This window comes from Roseomonas rosulenta, assembly GCF_016106005.1.
Taxonomy (GTDB): Bacteria; Pseudomonadota; Alphaproteobacteria; order Acetobacterales; family Acetobacteraceae; genus Neoroseomonas; species Neoroseomonas rosulenta.
In genome coordinates, this window is sequence record NZ_JACADR010000108.1 from 1 (window position 1) to 13,998 (window position 13,998).

Consider the following 13,998-nt stretch of genomic DNA (forward strand, 5'->3'; position numbering starts at 1 on the left):
CGCGTCCAGCCATGCGACGGCACGGCGCCGATCCGACCGCCACGCGACGTGCTCCGCCTCGCCCCGCCCCCGCGCCCTTCCCGCGGCGCGCATCGGGCCGGGCGCCCGGTGCCGCCGCGGCGCGCGCTCAGCCTGACAGCGTCTCGATCTCGTGCCGCCGCGTCTCGATCGCGACGCGCCGCTTCACCTTCATGGTCGGGGTCAGCAGCCCGTTCTCGATGGTGAAGGGCTCGGTGGCGGCGTAGTGGCGCACGCGCTCGATGGTGGGCAGGCGGGCATTCACCCGGCGCACGGCGTCGCCGATCTTCTCGGCCATGCCCTCTGCGGGCACGATCAGCGCGACGAGCGCGGGCTTGCCCTCGCCGGCGACGAGCGCCTGGTGGATCTCGGGCTCGGCCATCAGCAGGGCTTCGAGTTTCGCGGGACTGACCATGTCGCCGCCCAGCGTCTTGATGAAGTCCCGCTTGCGGTCGGTGATGCGCAGGCGGCCATCCTCGATCACGCCGACATCGCCGGTGTGCAGCCAGTCGCCCGGCGCGCCCGCGATGGGCTTGAGCGCGGCGGCGGTGGCCTCGGCGTTGCCCCAGTAGCCGGTCATGACCAGGGCGCCCTGGATCAGTACCTCGCCATCCTCCGCGATGCGCAGATCCACACCCTTGAGCGGCGGGCCGACGGTGGTGCGGCGGTTGTCCCAGGGCAGGTTGACGCTGACCACCGGGCCGGCCTCGGTCTGGCCGTAGCCCTGCAGGACAGGCAGGCCGAGCGCGAGGAAGAAGCCCGAGAGGTCGGGGTCGAGCCGCGCGCCGCCCGAGACCATGGCCTGCAGCCGCCCGCCGAAGCGCGCGCGGGTCTTCTCCCGCACCAGGCGGTCCATCAGGGCATCCTGGAGGCGTTCGACGAGGCCGAGCGGCGGGCCGTCCATCTTGCGCAGGCCGAGGGCGACGGCGCGCTCGAACAGCGCGCGCTTCCAGGGCTTCTCCTTCTCGAGGCCCGCCAGGATGCGCCCGCGCAGCACCTCGAACAGGCGCGGCACGGCGGTGATGACGGCGGGCTGGATCTCGGCGAGCTCGTGGCTGAGCCGGTCGGCGCCGCGCGAATAGACCACCTCCATCCCCAGCGAGGGCAGCAGGAAGCCGCCCACCGTGTGCTCGTAGGAATGCGACAGCGGCAGGAACGACAGGTAGGGCTTGCCCGCCAGGCCGAGCCGCTGGGCGAGCGGTGCGACGCCGTCGCGGTTCGCGAGCAGCGCGCGGTGGGGCAGCATGACCCCCTTGGGCAGCCCGCCGGTGCCCGAGGTGTAGATCAGGCAGGCGATCGCCTCGGGCGAGGCCTGCTCGGCCTCGGCGGCCAGCGCGGCGGGGTCGCCCGGCGTCGCGATCGCCTCGGCCCAGGCATGGCCGGCGAGGCCCGCGGCCTGCGGCGGGTCCTCGCAGCAGACCAGCAGGTCGAGGCCGCCCGCGAGCGCCGCGCCTTCCAGCACCTTCTCCGCCAGCTTGCGGGTCGAGACCACGGCGACGCGCGCCCCCGAATCGCGCAGGATATGCGCGTGGTCGGCGGCGAGATTGGTGGTGTAGGTCGGCACCGTGATGGCGCCCACGGCCATGATGGCGGTGTCCGCGATGGGGAATTCCGGGCGGTTCTCGCTGACCAGCAGCACGCGGTCGCCGGGACCCACGCCGCGGCCGCGCAGGAAGGCGGCGACCGAGGCGACCTGGACCGCGAACTCGCCCCATGTCAGCGACCGCCAGGCGCCGCCCTGCCAGTGGCGGAATAGCGGGCGGTCGGCCCATTCCGCCGCGCGCGTCAGCATCATGGCCGGCAAGGTCGGCCAGCGGCCTGGCGTGTACGGCATGCATTCCCCCCGGTTCGGCACCCTGTTCGCATGGTGCGGCGGTGGCGACGCTTGGCCAAGCCCTCGATTGGCCTATATGGGCTGCGTGACCAAAGCACCGCTCCCGACCCCGCTCCGCGCTCCCCTCGATGCCGCCGCCGCGCCCGCGGCGCTGCCCGTGTGGGACCTCTCCGACCTCTATGCCGCGCCGGACGATCCGCGGCTCGCCGCCGATCTCGACCGGATCGAGGGCGAGGCGCGCGCCTTCGAGCAGCGCCTGTCCGGCAGGCTCGCCGCCACGGGCGGCGATGCGCTGGCGCAGGCGATCGCCCAGTACGAGGCGATGTGGGAGGGGCTCGGCCGCGTCACCTCCTATGCCGGGCTGGTGTTCAGCGGCGATGCGCAGGATGCGGCGAATGGCCGCTTCTACCAGACCATGCAGGAGAGGGTGACGACCATCTCCTCCCACCTGCTGTTCTTCTCGCTGGAACTCAATCGGCTCGAGGATGCGGCGCTCGAGGCCAAGATCGGCGGGTCGGCGGCGCTCGCGCATTGGCGGCCCTGGCTGCGCGACCTGCGCGTGTTCCGCCCGCACCAGCTCTCCGACGAGGCCGAGAAGCTGCTGCACGAGAAGGAGGTCGCGGGACGCTCCGCCTGGGTGCGGCTGTTCGACGAGACCATCGCCACCATGAAGGTGAAGGTGGGGTCGGAGGAGCTGACCGTCTCGGCCGCGCTGAACCGGCTCTCGGATCGCGACCGCGCGGTGCGCGCGGCGGCGGCCGAGGGTGTCTCGGCCGCCTTCGGCGAGCGGGTGCGGCTGTTCGGCCTCATCACCAACGTGCTCGCGAAGGACAAGGAGATCGAGGACAGCTGGCGACACTACCCGCGCCCGGGGTCCTACCGCAACCGGTCGAACATGGTCGAGGACGAGGTGGTGGACGCGCTGGTCTCGGCCGTGCGCGCGTCCTTCCCGCGCCTGTCGCACCGCTACTACGGCATGAAGGCGAAGTGGCTGGGCCTGCCCAAGCTGCAGCACTGGGACCGCAACGCGCCCCTGCCGGACGAGGATGACCGCCTGGTGCCCTGGCCCGAGGCGGTGGAGCGCGTGATCGCTTCCTACGCCGCCTTCAGCCCGGAACTCGCGCAGGTCGGCTTGCGCTTCTTCGACAAGCCCTGGATCGACGCGGCCCTTCGGCCGGGCAAGGCGAGCGGGGCCTTCGCGCATCCGACGGTGCCGAGCGCGCACCCGTACCTGCTGCTGAACTACCACGGCAAGCCGCGCGACGTGATGACGCTGGCGCATGAGCTGGGGCACGGCGTCCACCAGGTCCTGGCCGGTGCGCAGGGCTACCTGATGTCCTCCACGCCGCTGACGCTGGCCGAGACGGCGAGCGTGTTCGGGGAGATGCTGACCTTCCGCGCCGTGCTCGACGCCGAGACCGACCCGCGCCGCCGCCGCGCCATGCTGGCCGGCAAGGTCGAGGACATGCTGAACACGGTGGTCCGCCAGATCGCCTTCTACCGCTTCGAGACGCTGCTGCATGACGAGCGCCGCAAGGGCGAACTCAGCCACGAGCGTATCGCCGAGCTGTGGATGCAGGTGCAGGTGGAGAGCCTCGGCCCGGCCTTCGAGTTCACGCCGGATTACGGGGTCTACTGGTCCTACATCCCGCACTTCGTGCACTCGCCCTTCTATGTCTACGCCTACGCCTTCGGGGATTGCCTGGTGAACGCGCTGTACGGCGTCTATCGCGACGGCGCCGTGCCGGGCTTCGAGGCGAAGTACCTCGACATGCTGCGCGCGGGGGGCACGAAGCGGCACAAGGAACTGCTCGCACCCTTCGGGCTGAACGCGGCGGACCCGGCCTTCTGGACCAAGGGCCTCGACGTGATCGCGGGCTTCATCGACGAGCTGGAACGCGCCGATGGCTGACCGCGAGGGCAGCACCATCTTCGGGGAGGCGCGGCGCATGCTGCGCACCTCGGGCGCGGTGGGTGGAATCGCCGCGCGCTTCGCGGGGCAGCGCATCTTCGGCGTGAAGTCCGACAAGGCCGCGCATGCCGAGGACCTGAAGGCCGTGCTCGGCGGGCTGAAGGGCCCGATGATGAAGGTGGCGCAGTTCCTCTCGACCGTGCCGGACGCGCTGCCGCCGGAATACGCGAAGGAACTGGCGACGCTCCAGGCGAATGCGCCGCCCATGGGCTGGCCCTTCGTGCGCCGGCGCATGGGCAGCGAGCTGGGGCCTGACTGGGAGAGGCGCTTCGCCTCCTTCGAGCGCGAGGCGGCCGCGGCGGCCTCGCTCGGCCAGGTGCATCGCGCCGTGCTGCATGACGGCACGCGCGTCGCCTGCAAGCTGCAGTATCCCGACATGGCGTCCGTGGTGGAGGCCGACCTGCGGCAGCTCAAGATCGCGCTCGCGATCTTCCGCCGCATGGACAGCACCCTCGAGAACGAGGAGGCCTATGTCGAGCTCTCCGACCGGCTGCGCGAGGAGCTCGACTACAAGCGCGAGGCGGCGCAGCAGAAGCTGTACGGCAAGATGCTCGCGAACGTGCCGGGCGTGCGCGTGCCGGTGCCGGTGGATGACCTCTGCACGCGCCGCCTGCTGACGATGACCTGGCTCGATGGCCGCGCCATCCAGGCCCGCATCGACGAGGACCCGCCGGAGGAGGAACGCGCCGCCTATGCGCGCGCCCTGTTCCGCGCCTGGTACGTGCCGCTGTACGGCTATGGCGTGATCCATGGCGACCCGCACCTCGGCAACTACCAGGTGCGATCGGACGACACCGGGAATGGCGGCTGGGGGATCAACCTGCTCGATTTCGGGGTGGTGCGGATCTTCCCGCCCAGCTTCATCGGCGGCGTGATCATGCTGTTCGAGGCGATCCGCGACGGGGATTTCGACAAGGCGGCCGAGGCGTACCGCGTCTGGGGGTTCAAGGACCTCAAGCGCGAGACGATCGAGGTGCTGAACATCTGGGCGAAGTTCCTCTACGAGCCGCTGCTGGATGACCGCGTGCGGCCGATCCAGGTGAATGACGACCCGCAATACGGGCGGCGCATCGCCGAGGAAGTGCATGCGGGGCTGAAGCGGACCGGCGGCGTGCGCGTGCCGCGCGAATTCCCGCTGATGGACCGCGCGGCGATCGGGCTCGGGTCTGTGTTCCTGCGGCTGGGCGCGAAGCTCAACTGGCACGAGCTGTTCCAGGAGCTGATCCAGGGGTTCGACACGCAGGTGCTGGCGCAGAAGCAGGCGGCGGCGCTGGCCGAGGCGGGGCTGCCGGACCCGCATCCGGCCGCCTGACCCCAGGGTGGGCCCAGGCGCCCGACATTTGTCTTGCAAGCGGTTCGGCTGGTGGTGTGGTCTTGCGATCGCACCCCGCTCGAATGGACCGTGGCCGCGATGCCCGAGACCAAGCCCGTCCTGATCGCCGGCGCCGGCCCGGTGGGACTCGTGGCCGCCGCCGCGCTGCTGCGCGAAGGCGTGCCTGTCGAGGTGCTGGAGGCCGGGCCGGGCATCTCGCAGGAGATGCGCGCCTCCACCTTCCACGCGCCCACGCTCGACATGCTGGACGACCTCGGCGCCGCGCCGGAGATGATCCGCCAGGGCTTGATCGGACCGCGCGTGCAATACCGTACGCGGGATCACGCGCTGATCGCCGAGTTCGACTTTGGGCTGCTCGCCGACGTGACGCGCCACCCCTACCGCCTGCAGTGCGAGCAGTTCAAGCTGACGCGCATCCTGCATGGCCTGCTGCGGGAGCAGCCGTGCTTCGCCATCCGCTTCGACGCCCCGGTTGCGGATGCGCATGACCATGGCGATGGCGTGGAGGCGGTGCTGGAGGACGGCACGCGCATCGCGGGCAGCTGGCTGATCGGCGCGGATGGCGCGCGCAGCGCGGTGCGCAAGGCGGCCGGGATCGCCTTCGAGGGCTTCACCTGGCCCGAGCGCTTCCTGGTGCTGTCCACCGATTTCGACTTCGCCACGCTGATACCGGGTCTGGCCGACGTGTCCTACTACGCGGACCCGGAGGAGTGGTTCTTCCTGCTGCGCGTGCCCGGCCTCTGGCGCGCCATGTTCCCGGTGCGGGCGGAGGTGGCGGACGACGAGGTGATGACCGAGGCCTTCGGTCGCGCGCGCTTCGCCCGCATCGTCGCCGGCCGCGACGATTACCCGGTGCGCCATCGCACGCTCTACCGCGTGCATCAGCGCGTCGCCGAGACCTTCCGCCGCGGCCGGCTGCTGCTGGCGGGCGACGCCGCGCATATCAACAACCCGCTCGGCGGCATGGGGCTCAATGGCGGCATCCATGATGCCGTGAACCTCGCGGAGAAGCTGGCGCGCGTCATCCGCGGCGAGGCGGAGGACACGCTGCTCGACCTCTATGACCGCCAGCGGCGCGGCGTGACGGTCGAGCACGTGCAGCGCCAGACCATCATGAACAAGAAGAACCTCGAGGCGGCGACGCCGGAGGACCAGGCGGATTTCCGGCGCCGCATGGCCGAGGCGGCCGGCGACCCGGCGCGGGCGCACGCGCATCTGCTCGGCATGTCGATGATCAGCAGCCTGCGCCGCGCGGCGGAGATCACGTGATGCGCGGGGCCTCGCCCTGCGGCGTGGCGCCGGACCCGACCCGAACCCTGGATGGAGCCCGCACATGATCCTCCGCCTCGGCGTCCTGATGCTCCTGATGCTCGTTGGCCCGGTGCCGGCCGCCCTCGCGCAGGCCTGGCCCGAGCGGCCTTTGCGCCTGCTGGTGCCCTTCGCGCCGGGCGGCGTGACCGACAGCATCGGGCGCCTCAGCGCCGATGTCCTGGCCGCGCGGCTCGGCCAGCCGGTGGTGGTGGAGAACCGCACCGGCGCCGGCGGCGCGGTCGCCGTCGAGGCGGTGGCGCGCAGCCGGGCGGATGGCTACACGCTGCTCACGGCGAGCGCGTCGCAGATGGTGATGCTGCCGGCGCTGGCGCGGGTGCCCTACGATGCTGCGCGCGACTTCGCGCCGATCTCGATCATCGGGGCGAATCCGCAGGTGCTCGCGGTCTCCGCGCGTCTCGGGATCGAGACCCTGCCCGCCTTCATCGCGCATCTGCGCGAGAATCCGGGGCGCGTCGCCTATGCCTCGGGCGGCAACGGATCCTCGAACCACCTGGCGATGGCGTTGCTGCTGCAGCGTGCAGGAGTCGAGGCGGTGCACGTGCCCTATCGCGGCGGCGCCCCGGCCATGCAGGCGCTGCTGGCGGGCGATGTCGCGGCCTATTTCGGCAATCCGTCCGACATCATCCCGCACCAGGGCGGGGGCGCGGTGCGCGTTCTGGCGGTCGCGGGCGGGGCCCGGATGGCGGCGCTGCCCGGCGTCCCGACGGTCGAGGAGCAGGGCTTCCCGGGCTTCCGCGCCGAGACCTGGAACGGAATCGCGGCACCCGCCGGAACGCCGCCGGCGGCGATCGAGCGCATGGCGGCGATCCTGGGCGCGGCCTGCGCCGAGGCGGGGTTCCGCCAGGCGCTGGAGCGCCTCGGCACCGTCCCCGTCTGCTCCTCCCCGGCCGAGTTCCGCGCGGCGATGGAGCGCGATGGCCCGCAATGGGCCGAACTCGTGCGGGTTGCCGGCCTGCGGCTGGACTGACGGCGCCGGCGGATCGCGCCAGGGGATATTGAAATTTCCGCGTCCGTCCCGTGATGACGGGACCGCGCGGCCTGCGATGCCAGGGTCCGCGCGTGATTCATGGGCGCTGGACAGTCCGGCGCCGTGCTTGTAGGTGCGCCGCTTCATTTGGCGCGTGGGGGGTATCTCCGGATGCGTGTGGCGGTCCTGAAGGAACGGCGGGCGGGCGAAACCCGTGTCGCCGCGACGCCCGAGACGGTCAAGAAGTACGTCGGCATGGGGCTCGATGTGGCGGTGGAGGCGGGCGCAGGCCTGGCGTCCGGCTTCATCGACAGTGCCTATGCCGAGGCGGGGGCGAGCATCGCCGCCGATGCCGCGGCCGCGCTGGCCGGTGCGGGCATCGTGCTGGCGGTGCGCGCGCCGGAGGCGGAGCTGCCGCGCGGCGCACTGCTGCTGGGCACGCTCGGCGCCGATTCGTCCGCCGCGGCGGCCTATGCCGCGGCCGGGGTGGATGCCTGCTCGATGGAATTGCTGCCGCGCATCACCCGCGCGCAGTCGATGGACGTGCTGTCCAGCCAGGCGAACCTCGCGGGCTATCGCGCCGTCATCGAAGGGGCGGGCGCCTATGACCGTGGCTTCCCGATGATGATGACGGCGGCAGGCACCGTGCCCGCGGCCAATGTCTTCGTCATGGGTGCGGGCGTGGCCGGGCTGCAGGCCATCGCCACCGCGCGGCGCCTGGGCGGGCGCGTCTCCGCGACCGATGTGCGCCCCGCGGCGAAGGAAGAGATCAAGTCGCTCGGCGCGTCCTTCGTCGGCTACGAGGACGAGGAGAGCAAGGCCGCCCAGACCGCGGGCGGCTACGCCAAGCAGCTCAGCGCCGAGTTCTACGCCAAGCAGGCCGAGGTGGTGGCGGCGCATATCGCCAAGCAGGATGTCGTGGTCTGCACCGCGCTGGTGCAGGGCCGCAAGGCGCCGACCCTGGTGACCGCCGCCATGGTGGAAGCCATGAAGCCGGGCAGCGTGATCGTGGACATCGCGGCCGATGCCGGCGGCAACTGCGCGCTGACCAGGCCGGGCGAGCTGTTCGTGACCGAGAACGGCGTGAAGGTGCTGGGCTTCACCAACTGGCCCGGGCGGCTGCCGGCGGCGGCCTCCGCGCTCTATGCGCGCAACCTGCTGACCTTCCTCTCGACCTTCTGGGACAAGGAGGCCAAGGCCCCGAAGCTCCCGGAAGACGACGAGATCGTGAAGGGTGTCACGCTCACCCGCAGCGGTGCCGTGGTCCATCCGCTGATGCAGCCGGCGTCGTAAGGGGGCATTGTCGATGAATCCGACCCAGATCGCGAACGAGGCGCAGGGCATCGCCGAACGCGCCGCCGCGCTTGCCGAGACGGCGCGCCGCATGGCCGAGGCCGCGGCCCCGCATGCCGAGGCCATCTCGCCCTTCCTCTATCTGCTGACCATCTTCCTGCTGGCCTGCTTCGTGGGCTACCACGTGGTGTGGAACGTGACCCCGGCGCTGCATTCGCCGCTGATGGGTGTCACCAACGCCATCTCCTCGGTGATCGTGGTGGGCGCCATCCTCGCCGCCGGCATGGCCGAGAGCGGTGCGGCGCGCGTTTTCGGCTTCCTGGCCGTCACGCTGGCCGCGGTGAACATCTTCGGCGGCTTCATGGTGACCAGGCGCATGCTCGCCATGTTCAAGAAGAAGGGGAGCTGAGGCCATGGGCACCACGCTCTCGACCATCGCCTATCTCGCGGCGTCGGTCCTCTTCATCCTCGCGCTGCGCGGGCTGAGCCACCCCGAGACCAGCCGGCAGGGCAACCTGTACGGCATGATCGGGATGGGCATCGCGATCTTCGCGACCATCTTCAAGGGCGGCATCGACTTCGGCGGCTTCATGCTGATCGTCGCCGGCCTCGCCATCGGCGGCGGCATCGGCACCGTGGTTGCGCAGCGCATCCAGATGACGTCGCTGCCGCAGCTGGTGGCCGCCTTCCACTCGCTGGTCGGCATGGCGGCGGTCTTCGTGGCCGCGGCGGCCTTCTACAGCCCCGAGAGCTTCGGCATCGGCGTGCGCGGCAGCATCAAGGCGGTCTCGCTGATCGAGATGTCGCTGGGGCTTGCGATCGGCGCCATCACCTTCTCGGGCTCGGTCATCGCCTTCCTCAAGCTCGATGGGCGCATGTCGGGCGCGCCCATCACCTTCGAGAACCAGCACAAGCTCAACGCCATCCTGGGCGGGGTGCTGGCACTGCTGGTGCTGCTGTTCGTGATCACCGGCTGGGACTTCCTGTTCTGGGCGATCGCGATCCTGTCCTTCGCGCTCGGCTTCCTGCTGATCATCCCAATCGGCGGGGCGGACATGCCGGTCGTGGTGTCCATGCTGAACAGCTATTCCGGCTGGGCGGCGGCGGGCATCGGCTTCACCATCGGCAACCTGCTGCTGATCGTGACCGGCGCGCTGGTCGGCGCCTCGGGTGCGATCCTGTCCTACATCATGTGCAAGGGCATGAACCGCAGCATCATCAACGTGCTGCTGGGCGGGTTCGGCTCGGAAGGCGGCGTGGCGGGTGCCGGCGGCGGTGATGCCGACCGTCCGCCGGTCAAGGCCGGCTCGCCGGAAGACGCCGCCTACATGATGAAGAACGCGCAGAAGATCATCGTGGTGCCGGGCTACGGCATGGCGGTGGCGCAGGCGCAGCAGGTGCTGCGCGAGATGGCCGACCTGCTCAAGAAGGAAGGGGTGGAGATCAAGTACGCGATCCACCCGGTGGCAGGCCGCATGCCCGGGCACATGAACGTGCTGCTGGCCGAGGCGAACGTGCCCTACGACGAGGTCTTCGAGCTCGAGGAGATCAACCCCGAGTTCGCCGATGCCGACGTGGCCTTCGTGATCGGCGCCAACGACGTGACCAACCCGGCTGCCAAGACGGACAAGTCGTCCGCCATCTACGGCATGCCGATCCTGGACGTGGAGCGCGCCAAGACGGTGTTCTTCATCAAGCGCGGCATGGCCTCGGGCTATGCGGGCGTGGAAAACGAGCTGTTCTTCCGCCCGAACACGATGATGCTCTTCGGCGACGCCAAGAAGGTGACGCAGGAGATCGTGCAGGCGCTGCAGCGCTAGCGAGGTCGGCGGGCACCGCCCGCCGGTCCTGATCCTGGCCGAGGCCGCCGAGGGCGATCCTGCCCCCGGCGGACTTTTGCCGTGGCGGCCCCCACCTCGCGATCACGTTTGCCCTCCGGCATCTCCTTCTGCGGCATGCTGGGTGCTCGGGCGCCTGCGCCCCGGGCCGGCGGGACCCTCTCGCCATACCACCGGGGCGTGCCGACGCCCGCCCCTGGCGCGAGGCATCCCCTGGACGAGATTCTGCTCTATGCCGCGATCGGCTTCCTCGCCCAGCTGGTCGATGGCGCGATCGGCATGGCCTACGGGCTGATGGCGACCTCGGTGCTGATGGCCCATGCGGTGCCGCCGGCGGTTGCCTCGGCCGGGGTGCATGCGGCGGAGGTCGCGACCACAGGCCTGTCGGGCCTGGCGCATTGGCGGCTCGGGCATGTCATGCCGCGGCTGATGTGGCGGCTGGCGCTGCCGGGGGTGGCGGGCGGCGTGGCCGGCGCGCTGGTGGCAGGCAGCCTGCCGATGCATCTGCTGAAGCCGGCGGTCAGCCTGTACCTGCTGGCGATGGGGCTGCTGGTGCTGCGCCGCGCTGTGCTCGGCGTGGCGGCGCGGAACCTGCCCGGGGGGCTGCGCCCGGCGGCGCTGGGGGCCGCGGGCGGCTTTCTCGATGCCATCGGCGGCGGCGGCTGGGGACCGCTGGTGACCTCGACGCTGATCGGCCGCGGGCTCGACCCGAAGCTCGCGATCGGGTCGTCCAACGCGGCGGAGTTCTTTGTCACCACGGCGGCCACCGCGGCCTTCCTCACCACCATCGGCATCGGCATCTGGCCCGTGGTGGCCGGGCTGGTGCTGGGGGGCGCGCTGGCCGCGCCGCTCGCCGCCCTGGCGACGCGCCACATCCCGGCCCGGCCGCTGATGGGTATGGTGGGGACGGTGATCGTGCTGCTGGCGGGCTCGGCGCTGGGGCGGGAGTTCGGGCTGTTCGGCTGAGACGCCGGCGCGCCCCGGGCAGCGTCCTCGATGGCCCGCGCGCCGTGGTGGCGGGAGGCAACGGCGTCGCCCTGCTGCCGTGGGGGCGGTCGCGGCAGGGGGGGGGCGATCGGCAGGCCCGGGCACGGCGGGCCGGCCGTCGTCAGGATAGGCCGCCGCGCAAGCTCGTGCTCAAGCGGGATTCCGCCGGCCACGACGCCGGCCAGCAGAAAGCCGCGGATCCCGGGGTCCGTGCCGCGGCGATCGGCTCCGCATGCGGGCGGGGCAGGGATGTCCGCGCAGGGGCGCGGACGGGCTTCCTCAGAAGCCCTCGCGCTCCAGGCGCTTGCGCTCGACCTTGCGGGCGCGGCGGACGGCCTCGGCGGCCTCGCGCGCACGGCGCTCGCTGGGCTTCTCGTAGTGGCGGCGAAGCTTCATCTCGCGGAAAACGCCTTCCCGCTGGAGCTTCTTCTTCAGGGCCTTGAGCGCCTGGTCGATATTGTTGTCCCGAACGACGACTTGCACGCGGCGCAACCTCCTGCGCGTTGGATGTGGAAGGCAAGGCAGCACGGCCGGTTGCCCGGTCCGTGCGATCGGGCGTTGCCTTAGCACGGATTCGCGGCGCGCCGGAAGCCCTCCCGAAGCGGCGCGGCGCCCTATATTGAAGGTGGCGCCACATCTCCCGAGCGCCCGGACACCATGGCCATCCTGAAGATCGCCCGCATGGGCCACCCCATCCTGCTCGCCCGCGCCGCCGAGGTCGAGGACCCGACCGACCCGGAGATCCACCGCCTGGTCGCCGACATGGCCGAGACCATGGAGGATGCGGGCGGCATCGGCCTTGCCGCGCCGCAGGTGCATGTGGGATTGCGGCTGTTCGTCTGGCGCACCGGGGCGGGTGGTGTCGCGGCGCTGATCAACCCGGTGCTGGAACCCGTGGGCGAGGAGAGCGAGGCCGCCTTCGAGGGCTGCCTGTCCATCCCCGGCCTGCGCGGGGCGGTGCGCCGGCCCGCGCGCATCCGCTTCCGCGGCCTCGATATCGCCGGCCAGGCGGTCGAAGGGGAGGCGGCGGGGCTGGTGGCGCGCGTCATGCAGCACGAATACGACCACCTGGAGGGGGTGCTCTATCCGATGCGGATGGAGGACCTGTCGCAATTCGGCTTCACCGAGGAACTGGCCCGCGCCGCCGCCACGGAGCGCGCCGCGAAGGAGGCACCATGACCGACCTGCCCGAGGCCGAGCGCGCCACGCGCGACGCCGTCATCGAGGCTCTGCTGCCGCTGATCCCCGCCATGGGCTGGACGCCGCGCGCCATCGCCGCGGCGCTGCGCGAGGCCGGCCTGCCCGAGGAGGAGGCGACCTTCCTGTTCCCGCGCGGGCCGGCCAGCGCGATCGAGGCCTGGCTCGACCTCGCCGATCGCCGTATGGCCGAGGCCGCGGGCGACCTGTCGGGCCTGCGCATCCCGGACCGCATCCGCACATTGGTCGCGACGCGTCTGCGCCAGGCGGGGCCGCACCGCGAGGCGGTGCGCCAGGCGCTGGCGGTGCAGGCGCTGCCCTGGAACCTGTCCTCGGCGCTGCGCACGGCGGCGCGGACGGCGAATGCGATCTGGTACGCGGCAGGCGACAGTTCGGCCGATTTCTCCTGGTACACGCGCCGGCTGAGCCTGAGCGCGGTGTACGGCGCGACGCTGGCCTTCTGGCTGCGCGACGAATCGGAGGATATCGGCCCCACGCTCGACTTCCTGGACCGGCGCCTCGCAGGGGTGGCGCGGATCGGGCGGTTGCGGCGCGGCTGCGGACGGGCGCGGGCGGCCTGACGTTGCGGGGGCGTCTTCACGGCGAGCCGCAAGGCCTTGGTTCCGCTGTCGATTGAAACAATTTTCCGGTTCCCCCGGATCGGGCTGCGCGTTAAGACCCGGAAGAGGAGACCCGCGCCGCACCCCGAGTCGGGGACTGCGCGTGGTCACGCCCATCCGGAAGGGAGCGCCTGGCGCCCATGAGCAAGACCCGCACCGTCATCGCCGCGCTCTGCGGCATGGCCATCGCCGCGCCGGCGCTGGCGAACACCTGCCTGCGGCCCGAGGAGCGCAACGTGTTCGAGCTGCGCGCCCTGCGGTCCTACCTGATGGTCAGCGCCCTGCAGTGCCAGAAGGGCGAGAGCTACAACCAGTTCGTCCGTCGCTTCGGCTCGGACCTGAGCGCCGCAGACCGCGCCGCGCAGGCGCATTTCACGCGCGTCCATGGCGGGCAGGGGCGCACGCGCCTCGACGTCTACAACACCACCATGGCGAACGAGCATTCCGAGGACGCGATCCGCAGCGGGTCCTTCTTCTGCCGCGATGCCGAGCCGCTGTTCCAGCGCGTCCTTGCCACCCCGGCGACGCAGCTGCCACAGCTCGCGGCCGAGCGGAACATCCCGCAGACCTATGGCGACGACTGCGCCGCGAGCGCGGGGGCGGGGCC

13 protein-coding genes are annotated in these 13,998 nt (G+C 71.5%); 11 read left to right on the plus strand and 2 right to left on the minus strand.

The window, feature by feature from the left end:
* Nucleotides 1-127: 127 nt before the first annotated feature.
* Complete coding sequence (locus HW578_RS14050; protein ID WP_198371175.1) at nucleotides 128-1,852, minus strand: AMP-dependent synthetase/ligase; 1,725 nt, start codon at nucleotides 1,850-1,852, stop codon at nucleotides 128-130.
* Nucleotides 1,853-1,928: 76 nt separating this feature from the next.
* On the opposite strand from HW578_RS14050, the gene HW578_RS14055 reads away from it, so the two are divergent.
* The 8 genes from HW578_RS14055 (at nucleotide 1,929) to HW578_RS14090 (ending at nucleotide 11,553) form a co-directional block, all read left to right on the plus strand.
* Nucleotides 1,929-3,764 (plus strand): M3 family oligoendopeptidase, encoded by a 1,836-nt coding sequence (locus HW578_RS14055; protein ID WP_198371176.1) that lies wholly within the window; start codon nucleotides 1,929-1,931, stop codon nucleotides 3,762-3,764.
* Nucleotides 3,757-5,136, plus strand: a complete 1,380-nt coding sequence (locus HW578_RS14060; RefSeq protein WP_198371177.1) for an ABC1 kinase family protein — start codon at nucleotides 3,757-3,759, stop codon at nucleotides 5,134-5,136. The genes HW578_RS14055 and HW578_RS14060 overlap by 8 nt, the downstream gene beginning before the upstream one ends.
* Before the next feature lie 99 nt (nucleotides 5,137-5,235).
* Complete coding sequence (locus HW578_RS14065) at nucleotides 5,236-6,426, plus strand: FAD-dependent oxidoreductase (RefSeq protein WP_198371178.1); 1,191 nt, start codon at nucleotides 5,236-5,238, stop codon at nucleotides 6,424-6,426.
* A gap of 64 nt (nucleotides 6,427-6,490) precedes the next feature.
* Nucleotides 6,491-7,456 (plus strand): Bug family tripartite tricarboxylate transporter substrate binding protein, encoded by a 966-nt coding sequence (locus HW578_RS14070; protein ID WP_198371179.1) that lies wholly within the window; start codon nucleotides 6,491-6,493, stop codon nucleotides 7,454-7,456.
* A gap of 171 nt (nucleotides 7,457-7,627) precedes the next feature.
* The gene (locus HW578_RS14075) at nucleotides 7,628-8,749 is read left to right on the plus strand and encodes a Re/Si-specific NAD(P)(+) transhydrogenase subunit alpha (protein WP_198371180.1); all 1,122 of its coding nucleotides are present in this window, start codon (nucleotides 7,628-7,630) and stop codon (nucleotides 8,747-8,749) included.
* Between the two features lie 13 nt (nucleotides 8,750-8,762).
* Nucleotides 8,763-9,158: an NAD(P) transhydrogenase subunit alpha gene (locus HW578_RS14080; protein WP_198371181.1), complete on the plus strand. Its 396-nt coding sequence runs from the start codon at nucleotides 8,763-8,765 to the stop codon at nucleotides 9,156-9,158.
* Between the two features lie 4 nt (nucleotides 9,159-9,162).
* Nucleotides 9,163-10,569 carry an NAD(P)(+) transhydrogenase (Re/Si-specific) subunit beta gene (locus HW578_RS14085; protein ID WP_198371182.1) on the plus strand — a complete coding sequence of 469 codons (1,407 nt, stop codon included), beginning with the start codon at nucleotides 9,163-9,165 and terminating at the stop codon, nucleotides 10,567-10,569.
* Between the two features lie 198 nt (nucleotides 10,570-10,767).
* Nucleotides 10,768-11,553 carry a sulfite exporter TauE/SafE family protein gene (locus HW578_RS14090; RefSeq protein ID WP_369407897.1) on the plus strand — a complete coding sequence of 262 codons (786 nt, stop codon included), beginning with the start codon at nucleotides 10,768-10,770 and terminating at the stop codon, nucleotides 11,551-11,553.
* A gap of 300 nt (nucleotides 11,554-11,853) precedes the next feature.
* Here the strand turns inward: HW578_RS14090 and rpsU are convergent, their stop codons facing one another.
* Nucleotides 11,854-12,057, minus strand: coding sequence for a 30S ribosomal protein S21 (rpsU, locus tag HW578_RS14095; RefSeq protein ID WP_007006360.1), 204 nt, complete (start codon nucleotides 12,055-12,057; stop codon nucleotides 11,854-11,856).
* A 174-nt stretch (nucleotides 12,058-12,231) separates the two neighbouring features.
* Here rpsU and def point away from each other — a divergent pair, with 174 nt between their 5' ends.
* The 3 genes from def to HW578_RS14110 form a co-directional block, all read left to right on the plus strand.
* Complete coding sequence (gene def / locus HW578_RS14100; RefSeq protein WP_198371183.1) at nucleotides 12,232-12,753, plus strand: peptide deformylase; 522 nt, start codon at nucleotides 12,232-12,234, stop codon at nucleotides 12,751-12,753.
* Nucleotides 12,750-13,352, plus strand: a complete 603-nt coding sequence (locus HW578_RS14105) for a COQ9 family protein (protein WP_198371184.1) — start codon at nucleotides 12,750-12,752, stop codon at nucleotides 13,350-13,352. Before def ends, HW578_RS14105 begins: the two co-directional genes overlap by 4 nt.
* Before the next feature lie 179 nt (nucleotides 13,353-13,531).
* Nucleotides 13,532-13,998: hypothetical protein (locus HW578_RS14110; protein ID WP_198371185.1), on the plus strand; the 467-nt coding region annotated here is incomplete at its 3' end.

What these genes read in the sequence shown, in the direction of transcription:
- HW578_RS14080 (WP_198371181.1), top strand. Translation starts at nt 8,763, where the DNA reads ATGAATCCGACCCAGATCGCGAACGAGGCGCAGGGCATCGCCGAACGC.
- HW578_RS14060 (WP_198371177.1), top strand. Translation starts at nt 3,757, where the DNA reads ATGGCTGACCGCGAGGGCAGCACCATCTTCGGGGAGGCGCGGCGCATG.
- HW578_RS14055 (WP_198371176.1), top strand. Translation starts at nt 1,929, where the DNA reads ATGGGCTGCGTGACCAAAGCACCGCTCCCGACCCCGCTCCGCGCTCCC.
- HW578_RS14065 (WP_198371178.1), top strand. Translation starts at nt 5,236, where the DNA reads ATGCCCGAGACCAAGCCCGTCCTGATCGCCGGCGCCGGCCCGGTGGGA.
- HW578_RS14070 (WP_198371179.1), top strand. Translation starts at nt 6,491, where the DNA reads ATGATCCTCCGCCTCGGCGTCCTGATGCTCCTGATGCTCGTTGGCCCG.
- HW578_RS14105 (WP_198371184.1), top strand. Translation starts at nt 12,750, where the DNA reads ATGACCGACCTGCCCGAGGCCGAGCGCGCCACGCGCGACGCCGTCATC.
- HW578_RS14050 (WP_198371175.1), bottom strand. Translation starts at nt 1,852, where the DNA reads ATGCCGTACACGCCAGGCCGCTGGCCGACCTTGCCGGCCATGATGCTG.
- HW578_RS14085 (WP_198371182.1), top strand. Translation starts at nt 9,163, where the DNA reads ATGGGCACCACGCTCTCGACCATCGCCTATCTCGCGGCGTCGGTCCTC.
- def (WP_198371183.1), top strand. Translation starts at nt 12,232, where the DNA reads ATGGCCATCCTGAAGATCGCCCGCATGGGCCACCCCATCCTGCTCGCC.
- HW578_RS14075 (WP_198371180.1), top strand. Translation starts at nt 7,628, where the DNA reads ATGCGTGTGGCGGTCCTGAAGGAACGGCGGGCGGGCGAAACCCGTGTC.